21 protein-coding genes, 1 tRNA gene and 2 pseudogenes are annotated in these 24,274 nt (G+C 67.9%); 14 read left to right on the top strand and 10 right to left on the bottom strand.

Going from position 1 to position 24,274, the window contains the following annotated elements:
* Positions 1-15: 15 nt before the first annotated feature.
* Together IOE58_RS12965 and IOE58_RS12960 are read right to left on the bottom strand one after the other, a co-directional pair.
* Positions 16-1,707: a glycoside hydrolase family 13 protein gene (locus tag IOE58_RS12965; RefSeq protein WP_193866787.1), complete on the bottom strand. Its 1,692-nt coding sequence runs from the start codon at positions 1,705-1,707 to the stop codon at positions 16-18.
* A gap of 85 nt (positions 1,708-1,792) precedes the next feature.
* A pseudogene (locus tag IOE58_RS12960) lies at positions 1,793-1,948 on the bottom strand (carbohydrate ABC transporter permease); the annotation flags it as partial.
* 152 nt (positions 1,949-2,100) lie between these two features.
* Here IOE58_RS12960 and IOE58_RS12955 point away from each other — a divergent pair.
* From IOE58_RS12955 to IOE58_RS12945, 3 genes are all read left to right on the top strand, one after another.
* Positions 2,101-3,390, top strand: a complete 1,290-nt coding sequence (locus IOE58_RS12955) for an ROK family protein (RefSeq protein ID WP_348981988.1) — start codon at positions 2,101-2,103, stop codon at positions 3,388-3,390.
* A gap of 80 nt (positions 3,391-3,470) precedes the next feature.
* Complete coding sequence (locus IOE58_RS12950; RefSeq protein WP_193866786.1) at positions 3,471-4,577, top strand: Gfo/Idh/MocA family protein; 1,107 nt, start codon at positions 3,471-3,473, stop codon at positions 4,575-4,577.
* Positions 4,578-4,701: 124 nt separating this feature from the next.
* Positions 4,702-5,979, top strand: a complete 1,278-nt coding sequence (locus IOE58_RS12945) for an ABC transporter substrate-binding protein (protein WP_193866785.1) — start codon at positions 4,702-4,704, stop codon at positions 5,977-5,979.
* Positions 5,980-5,999: 20 nt separating this feature from the next.
* Here the strand turns inward: IOE58_RS12945 and IOE58_RS14695 are convergent, their stop codons facing one another.
* Positions 6,000-6,455, bottom strand: a complete 456-nt coding sequence (locus IOE58_RS14695; RefSeq protein WP_193866784.1) for a MarR family transcriptional regulator — start codon at positions 6,453-6,455, stop codon at positions 6,000-6,002.
* 194 nt (positions 6,456-6,649) lie between these two features.
* Here IOE58_RS14695 and IOE58_RS12935 point away from each other — a divergent pair, with 194 nt between their 5' ends.
* Positions 6,650-7,225, top strand: a complete 576-nt coding sequence (locus IOE58_RS12935) for a general stress protein (protein ID WP_228020109.1) — start codon at positions 6,650-6,652, stop codon at positions 7,223-7,225.
* Between the two features lie 21 nt (positions 7,226-7,246).
* Here IOE58_RS12935 and IOE58_RS12930 read toward each other — a convergent pair whose 3' ends face one another.
* On the bottom strand, positions 7,247-8,002 hold the full coding sequence (locus tag IOE58_RS12930) for a dienelactone hydrolase family protein (protein ID WP_193866783.1): 756 nt from the start codon (positions 8,000-8,002) through the stop codon (positions 7,247-7,249).
* 149 nt (positions 8,003-8,151) lie between these two features.
* On the opposite strand from IOE58_RS12930, the gene IOE58_RS12925 reads away from it, so the two are divergent.
* A complete protein-coding gene (locus tag IOE58_RS12925; RefSeq protein WP_193866782.1) occupies positions 8,152-9,861 on the top strand; it encodes an AMP-binding protein in 1,710 nt (569 codons plus the stop codon).
* Positions 9,862-9,921: 60 nt separating this feature from the next.
* On the opposite strand, the gene IOE58_RS12920 is transcribed toward IOE58_RS12925, so the two are convergent.
* A complete protein-coding gene (locus IOE58_RS12920; RefSeq protein WP_193866781.1) occupies positions 9,922-11,112 on the bottom strand; it encodes a calcium:cation antiporter in 1,191 nt (396 codons plus the stop codon).
* Positions 11,113-11,300: 188 nt separating this feature from the next.
* Complete coding sequence (locus tag IOE58_RS12915) at positions 11,301-11,600, bottom strand: hypothetical protein (protein WP_193866780.1); 300 nt, start codon at positions 11,598-11,600, stop codon at positions 11,301-11,303.
* A 223-nt stretch (positions 11,601-11,823) separates the two neighbouring features.
* On the opposite strand from IOE58_RS12915, the gene IOE58_RS14820 reads away from it, so the two are divergent.
* The 5 genes from IOE58_RS14820 to IOE58_RS12895 all read left to right on the top strand — a co-directional run bounded on the left by IOE58_RS14820 (position 11,824) and on the right by IOE58_RS12895 (position 17,331).
* Positions 11,824-12,252 (top strand): helix-turn-helix domain-containing protein, encoded by a 429-nt coding sequence (locus IOE58_RS14820; RefSeq protein WP_348981987.1) that lies wholly within the window; start codon positions 11,824-11,826, stop codon positions 12,250-12,252.
* A 223-nt stretch (positions 12,253-12,475) separates the two neighbouring features.
* Positions 12,476-14,503, top strand: a complete 2,028-nt coding sequence (locus tag IOE58_RS12910; protein WP_193866779.1) for a P-loop NTPase fold protein — start codon at positions 12,476-12,478, stop codon at positions 14,501-14,503.
* A complete protein-coding gene (locus IOE58_RS12905) occupies positions 14,487-15,212 on the top strand; it encodes a hypothetical protein (protein WP_193866778.1) in 726 nt (241 codons plus the stop codon). Before IOE58_RS12910 ends, IOE58_RS12905 begins: the two co-directional genes overlap by 17 nt.
* The gene (gene qatC, locus IOE58_RS12900; protein WP_193866777.1) at positions 15,209-16,570 is read left to right on the top strand and encodes a Qat anti-phage system QueC-like protein QatC; all 1,362 of its coding nucleotides are present in this window, start codon (positions 15,209-15,211) and stop codon (positions 16,568-16,570) included. The genes IOE58_RS12905 and qatC overlap by 4 nt, the downstream gene beginning before the upstream one ends.
* Complete coding sequence (locus IOE58_RS12895) at positions 16,567-17,331, top strand: TatD family hydrolase (RefSeq protein ID WP_193866776.1); 765 nt, start codon at positions 16,567-16,569, stop codon at positions 17,329-17,331. The genes qatC and IOE58_RS12895 overlap by 4 nt, the downstream gene beginning before the upstream one ends.
* Before the next feature lie 194 nt (positions 17,332-17,525).
* Here IOE58_RS12895 and IOE58_RS12890 read toward each other — a convergent pair whose 3' ends face one another.
* Both IOE58_RS12890 and IOE58_RS12885 read right to left on the bottom strand, forming a co-directional pair.
* On the bottom strand, positions 17,526-18,413 hold the full coding sequence (locus IOE58_RS12890) for an AbiTii domain-containing protein (RefSeq protein WP_193866775.1): 888 nt from the start codon (positions 18,411-18,413) through the stop codon (positions 17,526-17,528).
* A 191-nt stretch (positions 18,414-18,604) separates the two neighbouring features.
* Positions 18,605-19,543: a LysR family transcriptional regulator gene (locus tag IOE58_RS12885; RefSeq protein WP_193866774.1), complete on the bottom strand. Its 939-nt coding sequence runs from the start codon at positions 19,541-19,543 to the stop codon at positions 18,605-18,607.
* A 168-nt stretch (positions 19,544-19,711) separates the two neighbouring features.
* Here IOE58_RS12885 and IOE58_RS12880 point away from each other — a divergent pair.
* Positions 19,712-20,779, top strand: a pseudogene (locus IOE58_RS12880) (PHP domain-containing protein); the annotation flags it as partial.
* A gap of 334 nt (positions 20,780-21,113) precedes the next feature.
* Positions 21,114-21,314: a hypothetical protein gene (locus tag IOE58_RS12875; RefSeq protein ID WP_193866772.1), complete on the top strand. Its 201-nt coding sequence runs from the start codon at positions 21,114-21,116 to the stop codon at positions 21,312-21,314.
* A gap of 12 nt (positions 21,315-21,326) precedes the next feature.
* Here the strand turns inward: IOE58_RS12875 and IOE58_RS12870 are convergent.
* Positions 21,327-21,402, bottom strand: a tRNA-Arg gene (locus IOE58_RS12870).
* 86 nt (positions 21,403-21,488) lie between these two features.
* Here IOE58_RS12870 and IOE58_RS12865 point away from each other — a divergent pair.
* Positions 21,489-22,982 carry a nitrilase-related carbon-nitrogen hydrolase gene (locus IOE58_RS12865; protein WP_193866771.1) on the top strand — a complete coding sequence of 498 codons (1,494 nt, stop codon included), beginning with the start codon at positions 21,489-21,491 and terminating at the stop codon, positions 22,980-22,982.
* A 9-nt stretch (positions 22,983-22,991) separates the two neighbouring features.
* Positions 22,992-23,705, top strand: coding sequence for a copper resistance CopC family protein (locus IOE58_RS12860; RefSeq protein WP_348981986.1), 714 nt, complete (start codon positions 22,992-22,994; stop codon positions 23,703-23,705).
* Between the two features lie 132 nt (positions 23,706-23,837).
* Here IOE58_RS12860 and IOE58_RS12855 read toward each other — a convergent pair whose 3' ends face one another.
* A complete protein-coding gene (locus IOE58_RS12855; protein ID WP_193866770.1) occupies positions 23,838-24,065 on the bottom strand; it encodes an antitoxin in 228 nt (75 codons plus the stop codon).
* Between the last annotated feature and the right edge of the window lie 209 nt (positions 24,066-24,274).

The raw sequence follows: 24,274 nt of genomic DNA, 5'->3' as shown, positions 1-24,274 counted from the left end.
GAAACGGCCTCTGCCTCAGGACGACCGTACGCTGCGGCGCAGCCACACCGTGGTGGCCCCGGGGATCTCGTCCCCGACCAACGGCATGCTGGAGGCGAGCACCTCGCCCACCGGCAGCGGCACCGGCGCTTCACCGAAGTTCGTCACCGACAGCCAGCCGCCGGGCCGGTCGAAGGCCAGCACGTCCGGGCCGCACAGCGACTCGTCCCAGCGCAGCTCCTCCGCGCCCTGCAGCTTTCGACGCAGTCCCAGCACCTCGCGGTACAGCTCCAGGGTGGAGCCGGCCACCCCGTCCAGCGCCTCCACCGCATGCTCGGCGAACCAGCCGGGCTGGGGCAGGTGCGCACCGTCCTCCCCGAAGCCGAAGGAGGAGCCTCCACGGGTCCACGGAATCGGCACCCGGCAGCCGTCGCGGCCCAGGCCGTCGAAGCTGCGGCTCTCCGGGGTGGTGCGCCAGAAGGCGGGGTCCTGCCGATGCTCGTCGGGGATGTCGGCCACCTCGTGCAGGCCCAGCTCCTCGCCCTGGTACAGGTAGGCGCTGCCCGGCAGGGCCAGCTCCAGCATCGTCGCCGCGCGCGCCCGGCGGATGCCCAGCTCCCGGTCCAGCTGCTCCTCGGGACCGCCGGCGATCACCCAGTCGGCGCCGTGCTTGTCGGGGCTGCCGTTGCGCGGTGGCAGACCGTACCGGGTGGCGTGGCGGATCTGGTCGTGATTGGACAGCACCCAGGTGGTGGTCGAGCCGGTCTTCTCCACTTGCTCGAGGCTGAAGTCGATCACCTCGCGGAAGTCGGCGGCCGTGAAGTCGGCCTCCAGCAGGTCGAAGTTGAAGGCCTGGCCCAGGCCGTCCGGGGTGGCGTACTTGGCGCGCCGCTCGGGGGTGTCCACCCAGGCCTCCGCAACCGCCATGCGCGGCGGATCGTACTCGTTGAACACGCGGCGCCACTCGGCGTAGATCCGGTGCACGTCGTCGCGGTCCCACAGGGGATGGGTGCCGTCCTTGGGCATCTCCTTGAGCTGCGCCTTGGTGGGCAACTGCTCCGGCAGCTCCTTGGCCAGCCCCTGGGCCACGTCCACCCGGAACCCGTCCACCCCGCGATCGGACCAGAACCGCAGGGTGTGCAGGAAGTCCTCGCGCACCTCGGGGTGGTCCCAGTTGAAGTCGGGCTGCTCGCGGGCGAAGGAGTGCAGGTACCACTGGCCGTCCTCCACCTGGGTCCAGGCGGGCCCGCCGAAGATGGACTCCCAGTCCGCCGGCGGCAGGGAGCCGTCCGGCCCGGTGCCGTCGCGGAAGATGTACCGCTCGCGGGCGTTCGAGCCCTTCGGGGAGGCCAGCGCCTCCTGGAACCACGCGTGGCGGTCGGAGGAGTGGTTGGGCACCAGGTCCACGATCACGCGGATCCCGGCTCCGTGCAGCAGGTCCACCAGCTCGTCGAACTGCTCGAGGGTTCCGATGCGGGGGTCCACGTCGCGGTAGTCGTCCACGTCGTACCCGCCATCGGCCAGCGCCGAGGGGTAGAACGGGCTCAGCCACACGGCGTCCACGTTCAGGGAGCGCAGGTAGTCGATGCGGGAGATGATCCCGGTCAGATCACCGACGCCGTCGGCCGTGCCGTCGGCGAAGGAGCGCGGGTAGATCTGGTACACGGCGGCCTGGCGCCACCAGTCGGCATCGCTCAGGGGGATCTCGACGGAGTGGTGCTCGGACATGGGGGAACTCCTCAGGGTGCAGTTGCTCGGTTCGGGTGCGTGGGCGGTGGTGGCGCGGCCTGGGTGTACCCGGCCGCGCCGCCGATCACTTGATGGCGCCCTGGGTGAGGCCGGACATCACCCAGCGCTGCGCGAACAGGTACACGATGATCGCGGGCGCCATGGCCATCAGGTAGGAGGCGAAGGCCACGTTGTAGTTGTTGCTGAACTGGGTCTGGAACATGTTCTGCAGCACCGGGAAGCGGCGGGAGAGGGGCCGGCTCGAGCCGGTCGAGGATGACAACGACGTCTCTCCTTCGCAAAGGGGGTGCGCAGCGGGGGCTCCGGTGCGACGATGGACGTACAGGCAATATATTTAAGCCTTATCGAAAAGTATGGGGGAGGTGCCCAACGGTGTCAAAGGACCAAGGTCGCGGTGCCAGTTCCCCGCAGCTGATGCGCCGCGCCAACCGGCAGGCCCTGCTGCGCCTGGCCCTGCGGGGTGCCGCGTTCACCGCCGCCGATGCCATGGCCGCCACCGGCCTCACCCGCGCCACCGTGCTCGGGGTGTGCGCCGAGCTGGTGAGCGCGGGCTGGCTCGAGCAGGTCGACGGAGCGCCCGCCGGCGGGTCCGCGCAGCGCGGACGGCCCGCCCGGCGCTACGCCCTGCGATCCGCTGCCGCCGTGCTGGCGGGCGTCGACGCAGGGGAGCACACCCTCACTGCCCGGGTGGCCGATCTGTGCGGGCGCACCCTGGCGACCGTGCATCACCCGATCGACCAGGCCGAGCCTGATCCGTCGGCCGACCGCACCGCCATGGTGACTGCGCTGATCGACCGCGTGCTCGCGCGTGCCGGCGTGCCTGGCACGCCGCGCGTGCTCACCGTGGTCGGGGTCCCGGCCCCCGTGGACCAGCACGGACGCTCCCCGCACGACGACGACTTCTGGCAGCGGATGAACCCCGGGTTCGTCGACGCCCTGGGCACCGTGCCCCAGGACGGCAACCCCGGGGCCGGGCCCGGGTCTCCTACGCAGCGCGCCGCTGCGGGGGGCGCTGTGCTGGTGGAGAACGATGCGAACCTCGCCGCGATCGCCGAGCACGCCGGGGGCATCGGGTCGCACGTGGCGACCCTGCTGATGGGGGAGCGGTTCGGCGCCGGTCTGATCGTGGACGGGCGCCTGCTGCGCGGAGCTTCCGGGGGTGCGGGCGAGATGCGGTTCCTCGACGTGGCCCTCGACGACGAGCGGGGTGCCGACGGCGTGGCCGCGCTCGCGCGCCGCTGGTCCCTCGAGGCGCTCGCCGGGGACGGCGCGCTCGACGACGGTGCAGGGGTGGCCGCGCGCTCGGAGCTGGCTCGCATCAGCGCCGAGCGGATCACGGCGGTGGACGTGTTCGCCGCGGCCGACCGCGGGGACGAGCTCGCACGAGCCGTGATGGAGCGCATCGGCGACCGCCTGGCCCGGATCGCCGTGATCCTGGCGAGCCTGCTGGGGGTGGAGACGGTGGTGGTGGCCGGTGCCATCGCCGATGCCGTCGAGCCCGTGCTGGAACGCGCGCGCACCAGGATCCCGGCCCTCACCGGACCACCCCACCCGCGCCTGGTGGCCAGCATGCACGGCTCCGAGGTGGTGGTGCGCGGTGCGATCGAGCTGGCCCTGGCCCGCCTGCGTGAGGATCCGCTGGAATACCTCGACCAAGGATGAGGCCCACCTGGTGCGGAACCCTTGGAACGGACCCTAGGGTGGTGTCATCGCACGCGAGCACCCACCCCAGGAGCACCCCCATGACCGCGACCGACCGCACCGCCGACACCCCGAAGCTGCGCGCGGGGGTGATCGGACTGGGCTGGGCCGGGCGGCAGCACATCGATGCCTACGCCACCGACCCGACGGTGGATCTGGTGGCGATCTCCGGCAAGGAGCAGCACCTGCTGGACCAGCTGGGTGACCAGCACGGCATCGAGGGCCGGTACCCGGACTACACCACCATGCTCGCCGAGGCCCACCTGGACGTGGTCTCCATCGCCACCCCCACCTTCCTGCACGCCCCGATGACCGTGCAGGCCCTCGAGGCCGGCCTGCACGTGCTGTGCGAGAAGCCGATGGCTGAGACAGGGCAGGCGGCCGCCACCATGGTCGAGACAGCCCGTCGCACCGGGAAGGTGCTGGACATCGCCTTCAACCACCGCCAGCGCGGTGACGTCACCGCCCTGCGCGAGGTGGTCGAGTCCGGAGGGCTGGGGGAGATCTACTACGCCAAGACGGGCTGGCTGCGCCGCAAGGGCATCCCCGGCATGGGCACCTGGTTCACCAGCGCCGCCAGTGCCGGTGGTGGAGCGCTGATGGACATCGGCGTGCACATGCTGGACATGTCGCTGCACCTGATGGGGGAGCCGAAGGTCACGGCGGTCTCAGCCGCCACCCATGCCCCGGTCGGTCCGCGCGGACGGGGCGGCAGCTCCTTCCAGACCTCCTCCGCGGTGGAGGACGTCCCCTTCGAGGTGGAGGACCTGGCCTCGGCGTTCCTGCGGATGGAGGGCGGCGGCACCCTGCTGCTGGAGACCAGCTGGGCGCAGTGGATCCCCTACGACCAGGTGTACGTCACCCTCTACGGCTCCGAGGGTGGGGCCAGCGTGGAATGGGGCGGCGACCCCCGCCACCCTTATCAGCGTCTGAACGTATGGACCGAGGTCCAGGGGCTGCCCGCCGAACTGCGACCGGAAGTGGGCGAGCACGGCAAGCATGCCGCGGCGGTCGCGAACTTCCTGGAGAAGGTGCGCACGGGTGAGCCTGGCCAGCACGTCGGCGTGGAGGCTCTGCGCCGCGCACGCATCCTCGATGCCTGCTACGCCTCCGCGAAGCAGGGCGGCGAGGTCGCGCTCGAGCTCTGAGAGCTCAGCGCGCGACGTGCCCTCGTGCGGGAGGGCCCGCCGGGGCGCCTCGATGCGCCCATGTGCGCGACATTCACGCCAGCCCGCTGCCCACCCTCGCGCGGTCCGAAGGAGATCGGTTCAGTTGATCCAGCGCAGGCCCCTGCTCGCCCTCCCCGCGCTCATCTCAGTCGGCACGATGGCTGCCTGCGGTGAGGACAGCACGGGCAGCGGCACCGCGGCCCAGACCTCCGTCGAGGTCTTCACCTGGTGGGCGCAGGGATCCGAGAAGGCCGGGCTCGACGCCCTGGTGGAGGTGTTCGCGACCCAGCACCCGGACGTCGAGTTCGTCAACGGCGCGGTGGCCGGCGGCGCCGGCTCCGCCGCCAAGGACCTGCTGCAGTCCCGACTTCGAGCCGGCGACCCGCCGGAAACCTTCCAGGCCCATGCCGGCGCCGAGCTCAACGACTACATCGAGGCGGGCCAGATCCAGGACGTCTCGGCGCTGCTGGACGAGTTCGGGCTGCGCGACGCCATCCCCGAGAGGCTGCTGGCGCGCCTGAGCGTGGATCAGGCGATCTACTCGATCCCCTCGAATATCCATCGGTCCAACATGGTGTGGGGCTCCGCCACGGTGCTGAACGACGCCGGGATCGACACCTCCAGCCCGCCGGCCTCGCTGGACGAGTTCCTCGAGCAGCTCCAGAGGCTCCAGGGCGCCGGCGTCACGCCGCTGTCGGTGGGGACGACCTGGACCCAGGTGCACCTGCTCGAGGCGGTGCTGATGGCCCAGCTGGGCGCCGATGCCTACAACGGCCTCTTCGACGGGGCCACCGCCTGGGACGGTGCCGAGGTGACCGCCGCACTGGAGAGGTTCGAGGCCATGATCGGTCACACCAACCCCGACCGCGACGACCTCGACTGGCCGGGAGCCACCCAGCAGGTCATCGACGGCGCGGCCGGGTACAACGTGATGGGGGACTGGGCCATCGCCGCGTTCGAACAGGCGCAGCTGGTCTTGGGCGAGGATTTCGTGGCCTTCGAGCTGCCGGGCAGGGAGAAGGTGTTCGGCTTCCTGGCGGACTCGTTCACCCTGCCGGAGGGCGCATCCCACCCCGACGGGGCCAGGGCGTGGCTGGAGACGGTCTCCTCCGTCGACGGGCAGCTCGCGCTCAGTCTCGCCAAGGGGGCCATCCCGGCGCGCACCGACGTGGACACCGCCGAGTTCAGCGAGTACATGCAGGGCGCCCTGACCTCCTTCGCGCAGGATGCCATCTGCTCCTCGATCGCGCACGGTGCTGCCACCTCCGTGGCGTGGCTGACCGCGATCAGCGAGGCGACCAGCCAGTTCACCACCGGTGCCTCGGATCTGGCGGGCTACCAGAGCGCACTCGCGGATGCTGCGGGGTCCGGCCGGGGCTGAGCAGTCGGCCGGGTCCGGCCTCAGAGGCGGTGCTCGACGTCCTGGACGAGGGCGCCCTCGAGGTCCCCGGCGAACCGGGCGAGGTCATGGCTGAAGCGGCGAAGGTCCTCCTCGGTCCAGTCCTGCAGCGCATCGCAGAGGATCGCCGATGCACGGTCCGCGTAGGCGGCCAGCACATCGCGCCCGGCCGGCGTGAGGGCCACGATCGCGGCCCGGCGATCGGCCGGATCGGGCCTGCGCTCCACGAAGCCGCGCTCCACCAGGCTCTTGATCTGCATCGTCATCGTGGACTTGTCCACGTTTTGCCAGGCGGCCAGCCCGCTCATGCGCTGCGGCCCGGCGATGTCCAGGTGGCCCAGCAGATGGGTCTCGTTGGGGGAGAGCGAGGTGCCGGTGCGCCGGTGCAGCCAGCGCTGGGTCCACCGCTGGATCTCCGCCACGGTGCGACGCAGTTCACGTGCGACAGATGCTCGCACCGCCTCACCCCCCGCTCTCGTGCCTGGATCGACGCCTGCAGCCGCACGGGTGCATCCCATCGTGCGTTCCTCCCGATACCGATCGTTGATTGCTCACTTTGACATGCCTGAAGATTGGTTTATACAATCAAACTATCGTTGTGTGACGCTCCGCGGCGACTCCTGCCGCCCCCGTCATCACCGAAGGAGACCTCATGACCCAGGCCCAGAACCAGACCCCGCAGCCCCACGGCTGGCACAGCGCAGGCCGGCCCTCAGACGCCCAGCCCCTGGACCGCGACCACGTGCAGCAGGCCCAGGCCGCCAACACCGACGATGCCGGCTTCACCGCCACCCCGTCGATGACCACGATCGCCGACTTCTCCGACTACAGCGACGCCCAGGCCGCCGTCGACCTGCTCTCCGACTCCGGCTTCGAGGTGGGCGCCACGCGCATCGTGGGCCACGACCTCAAGAGCGTGGAGATCGTGCGCGGCCGGATGAGCTACGGCAAGGCCGCCCTGTTCGGCGCCGGCTCCGGCGCCTGGTTCGGCCTGCTGATCGGCCTGCTGATGGCGATCTTCGTGCCGGTCGGCTCCCTGGGCACCGTGCTGGGCGCGGTCGTCTTCGGCGCCGTCTGGGGTGCGATCTTCGGTCTGATCGCCTTCGCGGCGCAGGGCCAGGACCGCAACTTCCACTCGCAGTCCACCATGAAGGCGAGCTCCTACACGGTCGAGGTCCCCTTCGACCGCGCCCGCGCCGCCCTGGACATCCTCACCAAGGGTCGCTGATCCGGCATACCGGCCCAGCGTTCAGCTGACAGGCAGTTCCTCCTCGAGGAACTGCCTGGTCTGCATCCAGGCCCGCTTTGCCGCCTGTGCATGGTGCAGGCCCGGGTGCGGGTTGTCGAAGGCATGCCCCGCGCCCTCGTGCAGCTCGAACCGCACCTGTTCACGCGTCCCCGAGGCAGTGACCGCCTGGCGGATCTGCTCCACCTGCTCCATGGGTATGAAGGCATCGTCCGTGCCGAACAGGTGCAGGGAGGGCATGTCCACGGAGGCGGCCCGGTCCAGCAGCGTGGGCAGGGCGGAGCCGTAGTAGCTCACCAGCACCGCGGGTGCGCGGCCCTGCTCGCGCGCCGTGGCAGCGGCGGCGAAGGCCAGCCCGCCCCCGTAGCAGAAGCCCATGATCCCCACGTGCGCGGCATCGACCGCCTCGTGCCCGCGCAGCGCCTCGAGCGCCGCGACGGCGTCGGCCTCCGCTCGCTGCCAGGGCAGCGCCTGGGTGAGTGCGATGCCCTCCCCGAGCCACGCCTCGAAGTCCTCGCCGTCGGGCAGGCCTACCACCGGGGGGTCCAGCCGGGCGAACAGCTGTGGGGCCAGCACCGCCCGGCCCAGCTCGGCCAGCTGTGCGCACCGCTGCTGCAGGTACGCGGACAGTCCGAAGATTTCCTGCAGCACCACCAGACCGGGAACCGGTCGGTCGGCCCGAGCCTCGTTCGGGGGCAGCCACAGCAGGCCGGGCAGGTCACCGTCGTCGGTGGGGATCGGAAGCGTCGTCGCAGTCACGCCGCGAGCGTATCGCCAGGGCCGGGCGTGGGGCATACCCTTGGTTGGGCTGGCAGGACGGGCACCGGTGCCCGTGCCGTCGGCCCTGCGCCGTCAGCCGTCCGCGGCCGATGGATCCCGCTGCGTCCCATCCATGTCCAGGAGCTGCCATGACCACTCTCGAGGAGCGCTGGAGCGCCGCCTATGCCGACGGGGTGCCCCGCCACGGCCTGGACTACCCCGAGGGTTCCCTGGTCGACGAGTTCGATCTGGCCACCCGCACCTGGGCCCAGAAGCCGGCCCTGGACTTCTTCGGCCGCCGCACCAGCTACCGCGAGCTCGCCCAGCAGGTCGAGGCCGTCGCCGGCGCGCTGCACACCCTCGGTGTGGGCCCGGGCTCCACCGTGGCGATGCTGATGCCCACCTGCCCCCAGCACGTGGTCGCCTTCTACGCCGTGCTGGCCTGCGGCGGCACCGTGGTCGAGCACAACCCGCTGTACCCCGCCGTCGAGCTCGCCCCCATGTTCGCCGACCACCGGGCCGAGGTGGCGATCGTGTGGGACGCCGCCGCCGGCACCGTCCAGTCCCTCCCGCAGGAGGTGCGGCCCCGGGCGATCGTCGCCGTGAACCTGATCGAGCAGATGACGCCGGCCAAGCGGCTGCTGCTGAGCCTGCCGGTGAAGAAGGCCCGCGCCTCCCGCGATCAGCTCACCAAGCCTGCACCCGAGGGCACCATCCCCTTCCGGGACCTGCTGCGCAGCAAGGCCCGCGCGCCCCGGGAGAACCGGCCCGGCCCCGAGGACGTGGCGCTGCTGCTGTACACCTCCGGCACCACGGGTGCACCCAAGGGCGTGCAGCTCACCCACCGCAACCTGCTGGCCACCACCACGCAGTCCCGCACCTGGGTGACACCGCTGGTGCCCGGCCAGGAGGTGTTCATGGCCTGCCTGCCGCTGTTCCACGTGTTCGGCTGCTCGCTGTCCATGAACGCGGGGCTGACGGTGGGGGCGATGATCCACCTGATACCCAAGCCGGAGACGGGCCTGATCCTGGACGCGATCCGGCGCCGCACCCCCACCACCATGATCGCCGTGCCGCCCCTGTTCGAGCGACTGGTCGCCGGCGCGAAGGAGCGCGGCATGTCGCTGCAGGGCATCCGCACCGGGATCGCGGGGGCGATGCCCCTGCGCCCGGACCTGGTGGACGCCTGGGAAGAGGCCACCGGGGGGCTGCTGATCGAGGGCTACGGCCTGACCGAGTGCTGCCCGATCGTGGCCGGCAACCCGGTGGATGCCTCCCGCACCCCCGGCTCGATCGGCGTGCCCTTCCCCGACACGCACGTGCGCCTGGCCGACCCGGAGGACCTGGACCGCGACGTCCAGATCGGTGAGGCCGGGGAGATCCTGGTGAAGGGCCCCCAGGTGTTCTCCGGGTACCGCAACCGGCCCGAGGAGACCGCGGCCGCGTTCCACGACGGCTGGTTCCGCACCGGCGACATCGCGGTGGCGAGCGAGAACGGGTTCCTGAGCATCGTGGACCGCCTCAAGGAGATGGTGATCACCGGCGGGGTCAACGTGTACCCCTCGGAGGTGGAGGATGCGATCCGCGGCCACGAGGGCATCGACGACATCGCCGTGGTGGGCATGGTCGACGAGCTGGGCACCGAGGAGGTGGTCGCTGCGATCGTCACGCCCGATGGGCTGCTGCCGGACGTGGAGGCGCTGCGCCGCCGGCTCAAGGAGCGGCTCACCGCGTACAAGGTGCCGCGCCGCTTCCACGTGCTGTCCGAGCTGCCCCGCAACGAGATGGGCAAGGTGCTGCGCCGCGAGGTGCGCGCCACGCTCGAGGAGCTGGACCGGCGCCGCCACCGCGAGGACTGAGCAGCCCGGCGAGTTCGGGCTCCGCTGAGTCGCGCCCTCAGCTGAACAGCGCAGGCGCCCTCAGCTGAACAGCACCAGCGCGTACAGTCCGAACACCATCAGGTGCGCGGCGCCGTGCATCGCGGTGACCCGCGGGGAGGTCGCCGCGACCGCAGTGAGTGCGAGGGTGATGCCCAGCAGCAGCAGGTTCGCCGCTGATTCGGCCAGCACCACCTGCTGGCCGGTGAGCAGGCCGATCACCAGCACGGTGGGGATCGTGAGGCCGACGGTGGAGACCAGCGCCCCGTGGCACAGGTTCACCACGCGCTGCGTCTGCCCGCCCAGGGCCGCGCGCACCGCCGTGATCGACTCCGGCGTGAACACGATCATCGCGATCAGCACCCCGGCCAGTGCCACCGGTGCGCCGAGTCGGCCCAGGCTGTCGTCCAGCAGGGCGGCCAAGTCGTGGGACAGCAGCACGATCGGCAGCACCGTCACGATCAGCAGCGCGGGGCGCGCCAGCGGCTCGCTGCGGTGCGCGGTGATGCCCGCGCCGATCGCGGGTCGCTGCTCGATGCTCGCGGTCTGCTGCCCGGTGCTCGCGGTCTGCTGCCCGGTGATCGCACCGATGTCGGTCCCCGCGGGCGAGGCGACCTCCTGGAAGTCGGCGGCCTGCGCACCTGTCTGCCGCCACAGGAAGAACCCGTACAAGCCCACCGTCATCACCGCCACCGTCAACGCCTGGACGGGGGTGTAGGCCCCGTCGGCCCCGATCGCGGCCGGCAGCGCGAAGGCCGTGGTGCACAGCACCACCAGCAGCGTGGTGTAGGCGAGGGCGCCGGTGCGGTTCGCCCGCAGGTCGCCGTGGCGGATCCCGCCCAGCAGCAGGCACACCCCCACGACCAGGTTCAAGATGATCATCGACACCGCCATCACCGAGTCCGGGGCGATGGTGGCGTGGTCACCGGGGCCCAGCATCACCGCGGCGATCAGCACCACCTCGATGGTGACGATCGACAGGGTCAGGATCAGCGTCCCGTACGGATCGCCCAGGCGGCGGGCGAGAGCTTCGGCCTCGTGGACCACCCCGAAGGAGCACAGCAGGATCACCACGATGGTCACGGCCAGCACGATGAGGAGCACGGGGCCGGCCACGGGTGGGGCGAGCAGGGGGCCGGCTGCGGCGAGGGCACCCACGGCGCCCCAGCCGATCACCAGGCGGGCGATGGCCACAGGCGTGAGGACGCGACGGAGAGGGAAGGGCGACGGCATGCGGAGTGGGTCCTGTTCCGCGAGGCCGTCCTCGCTCGGGCTGACCGGCCGGGTCGTCCCGGCCGGAGCGCCTGCTCAGCGGCGCCCCCTCACCGTAGACGATCCGTGGGGCGGGGGCATCCCTCGGTGAGGGATCTGGCCAGGGTGAGCCGTTGCCCGCGGTGCGGTGCGCCCCGGGGCCGTCCCTCTCAGATGCGGTCCTGGTCGCCGTCGCGAGGCCGGGTGTGCGGCTGCTCCTCCTCGCGCGGCTGCTCCTCGCGCAGCTGGTCCTCGCGCAGGGCGTCCTCGATGCGCTCGTCCTCGCCGCCGTCGCCGCGGCGCAGGCCGATGGCGGCCCCGAGGGCCAGGCCCAGGATCACACCCAGTACGAAGCCCACGATCAGGCTGTCGAACCAGATCATCCCGACGGAGATTCCCAGGACCAGGCCGATGGGCAGCCCGAAGGGCAGCCAGGTGGCGTCGAAGGAGCGACGCGTGTTCGCGGCCATGGGTTCTCCGTTCGTGGACAGGGCCGCAGGGGAGTGCGGCGGGCCCTCCACGCTATCCCCTCTCGGCGGCCCCGGTGGTGAGATCGGAGGTGCGCCTGGCCCTGCTGGGCGCCGTCGAGGTTTCCACGGGGCGGCATCATCGTGACTCCGTTGTCTCGCACAGTGCCGCGAACTGCCGACGGTGCACCTCGCTGGGTGGTTCTCAAACCCGCGCAAGCCCCTCATGACGCTGATTCGCCGGATTCTGCGGGGATCACGCCGCTCGGTGTCACGTCCTGAAGGTCAGCCTATCCAGGATGTGCGCGGCCCGGTCGCCAGGAATTCACCCCGTCCTCAAACCCGTTTGAGTGTCCCGAATCGGGCTGCGCTGGCCGAGCAGTACGCCAAGGGAGTGCCGGTCGACGAGCTGGCGCGGCGGTTCGGGGTGCATCGGGCGACTGTGCATCGACTCGCTGCTCAGGCGGGTGTCTCGTCGCGTCGTCGAGGTCTGGACGAGCCTGGGCGTCGAGACGCTGCGCGACTGTACGAGCAAGGCATGACGCTGGAAGAGGTCGCGGCCGAGCTAGGGGTTGGCGATGAGACGGTGCGTTCGGCGGTCGTGGCGTGTGGTGGAACGATCCGCTCCCGGGGTCGACGGCGCGTCTCGGGCTAGGTTCCGGTAGGTGCGACAGGCCCCGCAGCCCGCGTACCGATGGTGGAGATGCCTGACGCCACGTCGCGACCCGCTCATCGATCTCGCGACGGGTGGGGGTTCATTCCGGTAGAATCGAACTCGTCATGAGAGAGAAGATCGGTGTGATCGAAGCCGCGTAGGCGTCGGTGGCCTACAGTCATTGCCGCTGCATCCGCCACCCGATCGGCGGAGCGGAGGGCCAATGTGGGCAGACAATGAGGCTGAGATCGATCTTCTCGGCTTCGACTTCTTAGTTGATGGCTTGGTGGTGGCGCTTACTGAGCCTCGGCTGCTGCCCCTGACGGTGGGCGTGCTCGGCGATTGGGGATCAGGCAAGAGCAGTCTGATGCGAATCGCCGCAGACGAACTCAGAGAGATTCAGAGGGAACCTGATTCCGAGGGTGAACCCGCCGTCTATCCCTATCTGATCGTCGAGTTCAGCCCGTGGCAGTACGAAGACCACGAAGACGTCAAAGTCGCCCTGATGACCACGGTTCTTGACGCACTCGCAACACTGTTGCCTGAGGCCGCCGACGAAGTAGGACGACTGCGCGAGTTCATAACCCGCCTAAAGCGCTGGGGGCGACGCATTGGGCGGGCCGGTACGAGCGCTGCTCCCACCGTGCTGCCGATCATCCTGCAAGGTGCCGCGCCAGACCTGAGTCCTGAGGTGGCAGGAATCCTCACCGCTGGCGCAGGGGCGGCCGCGAAGGAAGTCAACGATGCACTCACCGAGCCAGGTTCGGAGCCCGCTAGCGAGGGCGCGGACGAGCCACTGCCCATCGGCGATATCAAAGCTTTTCGCGCGGAATTCGAGAAACTCGTTGCAAGCATTCCAGGCGGAGAGGCCGTCGTCGTATTCATAGACGACCTAGATCGCTGCCTCCCTGAGACTGTCGTCGATACGTTCGAAGCAATCCGCCTCTTCCTTAACACCCCTAAGACCGCTTACGTGCTCGCGCTCAACCAGAACGTAGTTGAGTCGGCTATTGACTCACGTTATCCGGACCTCCGAAAGGCCGATGGAGGAGGAATAGGGCGAGACTACTTGGAGAAGATGCTTCAGTTGAAAATTTCGATCCCAGCACTCTCGGCCGCAGAAGCAGAGACCTACATAAATCTGCTGTTCGGTGAGCTGCACTTGCCCCCGGAGAAGTTTGACGAAGCGCTCGCCACAGTAGAAGAGAATCGTAAGGCTAGCGGTCTATCGGTTGCATTTAATACCGGAATCGCTGGCGAGGCGCTCGGAAATATACCGGACGAACTCGCCGCTGACTTGGGATGGGCGGCCGAGATCACGCCCATCTTGGGCTCATCCCTTCGGGGTAATCCTCGTCAGCTCAAGCGGTTCTTGAACAACCTGCTGCTAAAGCATCGAAGCGCCGCACGAAGGGACGTGAAACTCAAGTTGCCCGTGCTCGCAAAACTGATGGTGCTCGAAGACCAGTACAATACCGACTTCCAGAAGTTGTTCGACTGGGAGATGGCAGCGGAAGGAAAGTGCCCCGAAATCGCGACAGCGGAGAGTCACGCCAGAGCTGGATCTGTGCTGTCTGAACCAGGAGATGAAGAGGACGCCTCGGCTCAGAAGGAGCCAGCATCAACGAAGGCCGAGCCCGGGGTGAAACGGAACTCATCGGCGAAGGAGACAGCACCCCCACCTCCCCCAAGCGACGCCGAGGCTTGGGCCGACAAGCCTCACATCGCCGAGTGGCTGCGTGCTGAGCCTCCGTTCAAGGGCGTCGATCTAAGACCCTATTTCACGTACTCGCGGGACAAACTCTCGTTCGGCGTTTCTGCGTCTCGTCTCGCTCCCCACCTTCAACAGCTTCTGACGAACATTCAGTCCGACGTCGACCAGAACCGAAGAAGCCACTACTCGGCGTTCGCCGCACTCGAAGCTACCGAGCGCGCACAGTTCATTGAGGCACTTCTCGATCGAGTGAGGCGTCAACCAGACAGCGTGGCGATGACCGCCGCAATCGAGCTGGCGGAACAGAACCCCGACGTAGTCCAGCCCATCTGTGAAGCCCTTGTGCGGATTCCGACAGCAAGCATCGCCGGGTCCACTGGCACGAGCGCGGTACGTCGCCTCCCGCGAGATCACGCCGCCGTCATCGAATTGTTGAACCACTGGGAAGCGAGCGAGAACAGCGGCTTGAAGACGCTCGTGTCGCAGGCACGCAAAGCCCAGGCGAAGAAGGGGACATCCCGTGGGCACGTCGGCTGACCGCTCGGCCGGAAGCGGGGGGAACTGGACGCCCCTGAAACATGCCACGAACACATACATTCGCGGCATCGGCCGCAGCGACTCGGGTGAACGTGCGCGGCGCCTGTTGACTCGCCACGTCCCCCTACTCGGCGGTGCGGGCTCGGCCGCTTCCTCGGCGCGAGCCGGCAGTGCGGGCATACGCCAGTTAGGTTCGTTGCTCTCTGGGATCGCGGCGAACGGTGTCACCCAAACCTTCGATTCTCTCGGTCTCACCAGGCTTATCGGAGAGGATCGGTTCTTTGTCCTGGACGAACTGATCACCTTCATCACGGGAGACGGTGATGACCTTGACGCGCAAGCCGCCAGAGACGCAGCCTGTGATGTCCTCGATGAAGTCTTTGGCGACGCCGATACTTGGGATGAATTGGCCGCGGTCGACGTAGGCGAGGCCGAGCTGGGCCACATCCTCGAACGCTTCCTCGCGCTGTACGTCTACAACCGGATACCTGTCGTAGCGGAGCGACTCAGCAGGCTCACGGACCCCGAAGCTATGCGACAGGCGGATCAAGAAATGCGCCAGATCATCTCCGACCTGGTCGCCATTGAACTTCCGGATGACCTTTCATCCATCGACTGGCAAGGAGGCGCCGGAAGAGCGCTCGCCGACAGTGCGATCGAGTCCGTGTACGAGACACTCGCGGCTCTCGACAGTGAGGAACAGTCATGACCAGCTTCAGAGTCAGGAGCGATCCGACGTCGGAACTCCCACACGACGATTCCGTTCTCGTACTCGATTGGGAACCAGGTCGCCCGTCGGCCACTATCCAGATTGGGCGTCAAGCCGGTGCCCGATTCTTCGACGGATGGCGAGCGCCACGCGAGGCGCTTGACCTCTTCATGCTTGGTGCAGCCGCCTACTGCGTCGACAAGACCAGCATGCGACATTCGGCACCCGATCACTGGACGCGCGAGTTGCACGTCGAGTTGCCTGTCGGAAGCACAGATCGATGGGACAACGCAGCCGTCGAGCCGGTCCTCGATTTCCTAACGGGCGATCGCTGGAGCATACGGTCTTATCACGAATCTCGGTCACCGCTCGCGGACCTGAGACGCGTTCCGGAGGAAGTAACTCCGGTCGCCGAGGTCGACGGCGTGTGCCTGTTCTCCGGCGGTCTTGACTCTCTGACGGGTGTGATCGACCTCCTCGAAGAGGACCCAGACCGCAAGCTGTGCCTTCTCTCTCATAACGAAGGAGACAAGGCATCGACGGCGCAGCAAGAACTGTTGGCAAAGCTACGAGACCACTACGGGAAGGAACGACTCCAAGATCGCCGCTTGTTCCTGCGACCGGCGCCGGCTAACAGACATCAGGCACGGCCACTGCCGCCAGGACGCGAGAACACTACACGCGCGCGATCACTGCTTTTCCTCACCGCGGCTCTCGCTCTCGCCTCGTCGATCAGTCCTACGACGCCGGTCTACATCCCCGAGAATGGCTTCATCGGAATCAATGTGCCACTGACCCGTGCACGCAGCGGTAGTTACAGCACGCGCACTACCCATCCGTTCTTCATAAAATCCCTCGGCTCTGCCATCAGAGACCTGGGCGTGGAAAACCCGATCCTGAATCCTTTCCGCTTGAAGACAAAGGGACAGATCCTCGCAGAAACGAGGAACCCCGAACTACTTGAGAGCCTCGCACCGCTAAGCATCTCCTGCTCTCACCCGGAAGCTGCTCGGTATGTCAAACGACCGCAAGGAAACTGTGGCTACTGTTTCCCCTGCATCATCCGCCGAGCTTCGATGGCACAAGTCGGCTGGGATGGCGCCGCCGGTTACTCGTGGGATGCGCTCTCCGGTGCAGACCTACTCGACCGCAACACCCGCCGGGCCTCGGACCTTCGTGCCGTCATTTCCGGTGTCTACGCCGAGCGTCCCGATCGAGACATACTCCGCAACGGCCCCATCCCTGACGGTGAGCACAAAGAGTTCCTTCGTGTTTGGCGAACAGGTCTCGACGAACTGCGAGACTGGCTCAACAACGCAACCGGAGCCACCAACGCTCTGGTGAGTGGACTCCGATGAAACGCAGCGCCCTGCTTGACACCCACTGCCACGTCGGAGCGTACTCAGACCCGATGTCAGTCGTCCGCGACGCAGAACGAACCGGCACCTCTATTGTCGCAGTGACGGAGGACCCAGATGAGTATCGACGGCTAAAGACGCGATTGGGCTCACGGCGAGAGATCGAAGTTGCACTCGGACTCCACCCGCTCCGGGCGGCCTCCTTCACACCGAACGATCTTGCACGATTCTTCCGATTCGTCCCTCAATGCGCTTGGATCGGCGAAGTAGGACTCGACTTCTCGCGCGCTGGGGCGGCGACGAAGAAGCAGCAGTTGAAGGTCTTCGAGGTGGTCCTCACCGAAGCACAGCCAGGCAGGCACCCCCTTACCGTCCACAGTCGTGGCGCAGAGAAAGAAGTGATTGAGCGACTTCGCGATGCCAGGGTTTCAGGCGTAATGCACTGGTACTCGGGACCAATCGGTCCGATCGATGACGCACTCGCCGCCGGCCTGTATTTTTCCTTCAACGCCGCAATGGTCCAGTCAAATCGATTCGCGTCGCTCGTGCGAGCGATTCCGGCGGATCGCGTATTGCTGGAAACGGATGGCCCGTACGCAAAATCTAGAGGTCGCATTGCTTATCCCCACGAGTTTAACGATGTCGTAAGAGACCTGGCCAACGCATGGGGCACGGCAGTGGAGGAAGCGACATCGATCATCGGCGAGAATCAAGCGCGTTTTCTCAGTCAGACAGACACCACGAGAAGGTTATTGAGGTGATCGACCTCGGCGAGTAGATGGCAGTGTCGGACCGCGAACAGGAGATGGTCTTGCTGGCCGAGCGAGGCGTTGCCTGATTGGGTGGGCCTCTCAGCCAACGCGTAGCGTGGATGAACGGCATCGACCACTGCGATGGCGGTCATTGGGAAATGTGCTGCGACAGCGCTACTTGCTCTGGCCCGCGCCCCAGGCCGTCAAGAGATGCCGAGATACATCTTGGCAAGCTCGACGAGGGAGCCTGCAATGACATTGGACGGAACTGCTGTTCCCACCGCGATCGAACCTGCCCGCACCTTCTCCAAGAAAGCCTTCGTGCGTGGCTTATCGATGGACTGTTCTTCATAGATGATCTGTGTGAACTGTTCCGCTTCAACGTCATTAAGGCCGAGCGACTTCAGTTGTCGCTTGAACTCTTCCGGGTTCCCCTTGACTACGCTCTTCTGCGCGATGTCCGAGCCGGTCGCAATGTTCGCGCCATGCCCATAGATGTTGTTGGTTGTGTTGAAGACAATCGGCGCAACGGCGGTGTTTTTCGCTACTGACGGGCCGTCAACGCTACCTGCGTCGGGAAAGCTCTCCTGGAGTTCAAGAGCGAATTCCATGGCCTTAGATCGCACGGTGTCGATGACCCCAAGAAGTGACTGCCTTGTAATCACGTTCCACGCACCGAACAAGCCGTAGAGCTGTATGGCGAACGCTCCGGTCTTCTCGTACTCTTCGACCCTCCAGATTGGCCACTGTAGTTGGGCGTCCTCTTCGGCTTCGGCGAAAGACTGAAGCGTTATGAGGGGCTGCCGCATCTCAATGAAGAAGTCGTCCTCGAATCCGGGATAGGGCGGCAGTTGCTTCTTGATCTGACTCTGCATCGGCCCAGTGAAATGACCCATTACAACCGTCTGCATCTTCCGGTAGCTGGGGAGATCTGAATCATCGGTGTACCCCTGCAGTTCCTGCTTTACCCAGTCGACCACGCCAGGAGCGCCGATCCGCGTCGCGGCGACTTGGACCTTCCGCAGCAAGTCCGGTGTTTTCACGCCTTCGTCGCTGCTTCCGTCGATGATCTGGTCCAGAAGTGTCGCCATAGGCGAATTTTACCTCCGCGAGGCCGTCGGCTACCCGTGTCCGCACTGCTCTCGGCGCTCGAGAAGGCCTTCGAACCACTGATCGAGCGGTGCGACTCAGAGCGCGGTCAACCTCGACCTGCAAGAGGCGTGGCAGCTCTCGGTGGTGGTGGATGAAGGTGGTTGGCTCGCTGCTTGCTGTGCGCCAAGGCTCAGCGTGCAGTCCAGGCAGGTGTCCAGTCGTCGGAGTCGGTGGACGTCATTCGGATCGCGGCGAGGTACGCGCGTAACTCGGCGAGCCCTGGCTGCGGGTTGGCCTTTAGCCAGATGAGCGAGTGGGGGTAGATCGGGGTCGGGCCCCGTAACGGGATACGTCGGAGGTCGTAGTGGGCCGGCCAGAGGTAGCGGTCGCGCTCACCGACCAGCGTCGCAAGATCGGCAGACTCGGCGAGCTGGTCCATGAGGGCTTCGTCGCCGAAGTGGGGGCCGAGGGCATCGATGGTCAGGTCGAAAGCGGCAGCGAGGTCGCTGTAGAAGGTCGCCCACTCGGTTCCTTCGACAATGCCGGGAATCCAAATCCGGTGGCCGGCGAGCTGCGAGGGAGCCAGCTCTCGTGCGTTCGCCAACGGATGGTGGGGGCCCAGCAGGACTTCGAGCCGGTGGTCGATGGCTCGCACAGTTGCAACCCCGTCGGGTAGTTGCGACGGGGGCACTGTGACGGCGCGGAAGGAGGCATCGATGGTGCCGTCGTGGACCGCGGCGATCGCGGCTGTGAGGTCGCTGTCGATCAGGGTGACGACGTCGAGGTCTATCTCGGGATGAGCGCGGTGGAAGTCGTGCAGGATCACGGCCGGGGCGATCCGCCGGTTGGTCACGTCGACCCGCAACGCTCGTCTGCCGGGTTGCACTGACTCGGTTGCGCGCGCCGCGACGCGCAACAGCTCGCGTGCGTGCGGGAGGAACGCTTGCCCGTCGATGGTGAGCTGTGCACCGCGCGCGGTCCGGGTGAACAGGGTGACCCCGAGCTGGCGCTCCAACACGGCGATGCGCTTGGAGATCGCCTGCTGGGTGACGCCCAGGTCGATCGCCGCCTCCTGGAACTGGCCCAGGGCGGCCGCGGTCGCGAACGTCCGTACGGCCTCCACATCCATCCGCCCATCCTACTTCAACAACCTCTAGTTGTGACTCTCCGACGGTCTGGTTGTTTGTCGCCCCAGACGCCCGATTGATCGAATTGATGTAGTCAACAGTCGGTTGTGGATGGAGGTCGTGCAGGTGGGCGGAGTGTACGAGGCCGGAGTATCAGCGGGGTGCTCAGCGTGACCGCGACGGACTCGTTCGTGCATCTGCGCGTTCACAGTGAGTATTCGATGCTCGACGGGGCAGCACGCGTGAACCCGCTGATCGCTGCGGCCGTCGAGCAGGGCATGCCGGCGGTCGCGATGACCGATCACGGCAACGTGTTCGGCGCGTTTGAGTTCTGGCGGGCCGCGACCGATGCCGGGATCAAGCCGATCATCGGTACAGAGGCCTACCTGACACCAGGCACCGCGCGGCAGGACCGTACCCGGGTGCGGTGGGGTGAGGGCGGCAGCTCGGGTGATGATGTCTCTGGGTCGGGCGCGTACACGCACATGACGCTCTTGGCCGAGACCACCGCGGGGATGCACAAGCTGTTCCGGCTGTCCTCGCTGGCCTCGATCGAGGGTTACTACTTCAAACCGCGGATGGACCGCGACCTGCTCAGCCAGTACGGCTCGGGACTGATTGCGACCACCGGTTGCCCCTCCAGCGAGGTCCAGACTCGTCTTCGCCTCGGGCAGTACGACCAAGCCCGCCAGGCCGCCTCGGACTTCCGCGACATCTTCGGGCCGGACAACTTCTTCTGCGAGGTCATGGACCACGGCCTGGGCATCGAACGCCGCGTCATGACCGATCTGCTCCGGCTCGCCAAAGAGCTGACCCTGCCGTTGGTGGCAACCAACGATCTGCACTACGTCGCCGCCGAGGACGCCACCAGCCACGCCGCGTTGTTGTGCGTGCAGTCCGGCAGCACCCTCGATGACCCGAAGCGGTTCAAATTCGATGCCGATGAGTTCTATCTAAAGTCGGCCGCGCAGATGCGGGAGCTGTTCCGCGACTACCCCGAAGCGTGCGACAACACGCTGCTGATCGCCGAGCGGTGCGATGTCGCCTTTGACACGAGCGCGAACTACATGCCCCGCTTCCCGGTTCCCGATGGGGAGACCGAGGAGAGCTGGCTGGTCAAGGAGATCGAACGGGGCCTGGCCGAGCGTTACCCCGGCGGGCTGAGCGCCGAGGTCCGTGACCGCGCGGACTACGAGACCCGTGTCATCGTGCAGATGGGTTTCGCCGGCTACTTGATGGGAACCCACTGACCCGAGTCTCCATCAAACCCAGGGCGGTTCACTGCGCGAGCTGATCACCAGCGAGTTCGACCGGCTCTTCGCCACCGCCAAGACCGAACGCAAGGCACAGGTCGCCGAACGTGACCGCCTCTACGACGAGCGCACCAAGCTGCTCCAGGCCCACTACGCCGGAGCCGTTCCACTGGACCTGCTCAGGACCGAACAGGACCGCATCGCCCGACAGATCGCGTTCCTCGACTCACGCATCGAGGCCAGCGAGATCGAGTACGACCAGGCCCGCGCCCACCTCGAAGACTGCCTAGCCCTGGCAGGCAACGCCCACGCGATCTACATGAGCATCGACGACTCACTCCGTCGGATCGCCAACCAGGCCTTCTTCGAACGCCTCACCGTCACCGACGACGACGCCATCGACTCCGAACCAGGAGTGCCCTTCGACACCCTTTCAACCCCGAGGTCCAGGCCACCGCGCTCGCCCGCCAGACAGCAGGCGGAAACGGGGCGGATCAAACCGGGAACGTCGCTGGTTTGAACAACGACGCTCTGGTGCCCCCGGCAGGATTCGAACCTGCGACACCCGCTTTAGGAGAGCGGTGCTCTATCCCCTGAGCTACGGAGGCGGGGCGGCGGGTCCATCCGGTCGGGACCGCCATCGGCCCTGCGCGAGGGCCTGGGACATCGTAACGCCCCGTGGGAGGATCGCCCCATGGCGAGCGATGACGACCACATCACCGGCCCGACGGTCGCGATCGTGCTGGCCGGAGGCGGCTCCACCCGCATGGGCGGGGTGGACAAGACCCGTCTGCCGGTGGCCGGTGTCACGGCCCTGGAACGCGTGCTGCGCGCCGCCCCTGCGGATCACCTGATCGTCGTCGGCCCCGAGCAGGACGATGCTGCCGGGCTGCACGAACGTCACGGAGCCCGCTTCGTGCGGGAAGATCCTCCCGGCTCCGGGCCCCTCGCGGCGCTGGCCAGGGGAGTGGAGGAGGCCCAGCGGCTTCTTGCCGCGCACGAGCGGCCCGTCGAGGAGCACGCACCCGCCGCAACGGGCGCCCGCATCCTGCTCCTCGGCGGGGACATGCCGCTGCTGCGCACCGAGACCCTCGAGTCCCTGCGCGACCACGATCCCCGCGGCACCCGCGTGGTGGCGCTGGAGGCCGATGGCCGCCCCCAGTTCCTCTGTGCTGCCTGGCCGCTCGCCCGGTTGCGGGCCGCCCTCGATGCCGTGGCCGGCCCGGGCGGCGACTGGGCGGACCTCAGCCTGCGCCGCCTCTATGCGGACCTGGGGCCTGATGAACTGGTCGCCCGTCCCGCCGTCGGCATGGAGGGAGCGGACATGGACACCCCCGAGGACCTCGACCAGGTGCGCCGCAGTGCCGGGCCCCGCATCGCGGTGGCCCAGGTGCGCATCAGCGAGGACGCCGAGGAGAACCTGCAGACCCTGCGCCGCGCCGTCGCCGAGGCGGCCATGCGCGGGGCCCGGGTGCTGCTGCTGCCCGAGGCCACCCTCACTCCTTTCGGCACCGACCTGCGCGAGGCAGCCGAGCAGCACCATCCCCGCTTCGAGGCCCTCGTCGAGCAGCTCGCCGCGCACCACGACCTGGTGATCGTGGCAGGCACCTTCACCCCTGCCGACGGGGACCGCGTGCACAACACCGTCATCGCACGCGGGCCCGGCGTGCGCGCCGACTACCGCAAGATCCACCTGTTCGACGCCTACGGCGCGCGAGAGTCCCAGACCGTCGCCCCCGGCAGCGAGCTGGTCACCATCGAGGTGGACGGCACCCCCCTGGGCATCGCCACCTGCTACGACGTGCGCTTCCCCGAGCAGTTCACGGCCCTCGCCCGTCGCGGCGCGCAGGCCATCCTGCTGCCGATCGCCTGGGCCGAGGGGCCCGCCAAGAGCGAGCAGCTGCGGCTGCTGCTGCGCGCTCGGGCGCTGGACTCCACCTGCGCGATCCTCGCTGCCGACCAGGCTCCCGACCCGCACTACCGGGGACGCGCGCCGCGCGGCATCGGCGAGAGCGCCGTGATCTCCCCCCTCGGGCAGGTGCGCGCCGAACTGGGCCGCGAGGAAGGCATGCTGGTGGTGGATCTGGACCTGGCTGAGATCGCGCAGGCGCGGCTGGAACTGCCCGTCCTCGAGCACGGCCGTGCCGCCGCGGCGGCATTGGAGGAGCCGCCCAGCCCATCGGCGTAGCCTGGCCGGGTGCTCACCTCCACCCTCTCCCGCCCCGCCCCGCCGACCGCTGCCGCGCCTCGCGCGCTGTTCGCCCTGCTCGCCGCCTTGACGATGGCGGCGGTGATGCTGCTGGGGCCCGTACCCGCCCACGCGCACGACACGCTGATCTCCTCGGACCCGGCCGACGGCGCGACCCTGGAGGCATCCCCTGAGCAGATCACCCTCACCTACTCCGCGGACGTGCTCGAGGTGAGCCCCGTGGTCCAGATCAGCCCGGGCGGCGACGGGGAGCCCATCGTGCTCGAACCCGTGATCGACGGCCCCACCGTGACAGCGCAGATCACCGAGCCCCTTCCCGCCGGGACCCACACCGCCCAGTGGCGCGTGGTCTCCTCCGACGGCCACCCCATCGAAGGCTCCATCACCTTCACCGTCGAGGGTGAGCCGGGTGCCCGTGGCGCAGGCTCAGGCGAGGAGGACCCCGCGCAGACGGACGGTGAGCCCGGCGAGGGCGAGGCCGGTGCGATGGAGTCCGAGGACGCCCAGCAGGCCGAGGACGCCCAGCAGGCGGAGGACACCGACGCCCAGGACGGCGCCGATGCAGAAACCGCCGGGAGCGACACCGCCGACGGCACCACCCAGGAGCAGGGGACCTCGACCACGCCGCTGCTGCTCGGCGTGATCGCCGTGGCTGTGCTGGGCGTGGCCCTCGCCTCCTTCTTCGCCCTGCGCCGCCGCTGAGGGAGGGGCGCCCCCGAGCACGCCGGGGCCGCAAGCCGGCTGGCCGGTGCCACCGCGCAGCTGCCCGCACAGGACAGGACGACGCCCCCGGCACGCTCGGTGCCGGGGGCGTCGTGGTCCGTTCTCAGACGGTCACTTCTGCTGCTGGTCCTTGTCGGCCGCTGCGTCGTCCGCGCCGCCGCCGAGGCGGTCGCGCACAGCGTCGGAGCCCTTCTCGACGTGCTGGTCGTACTGGTCCGGGGTGCGGTCGGTGACGTGCTTGGTGCCCTGCTCGAAAGCCTGGTCGACCTTGTCCGGGTTCTTCTCCGCGTGATCCTTGGCCTTGTCGAAAGCATTGTTCAGCGAATCGCCGATGCCCATGGCGTTCTCCTCTCGCGTAGGTCGCCGTCCCCGACCGGGGCGGCACCGCCACCGTAGATCCGGGAACGCGTCCCCCACCACTGAGACCGCGGATCCGAACCGAAACCGAACGATCCCGCCCGATCGAGCCCAAGATCGGCGCATCTCGCGCAATACTGACTGCGTGAACGTGAGCGCGCCCGGTCCCCGCCCCCTGCCCGGATCTTCGG

Source organism: Brachybacterium epidermidis, from assembly GCF_015209585.1.
Lineage (GTDB): Bacteria > Actinomycetota > Actinomycetes > Actinomycetales > Dermabacteraceae > Brachybacterium > Brachybacterium epidermidis.
The sequence above is the reverse complement of the archived record's forward strand: the minus strand, read 5'-3'. Positions and strand labels throughout refer to the sequence as shown.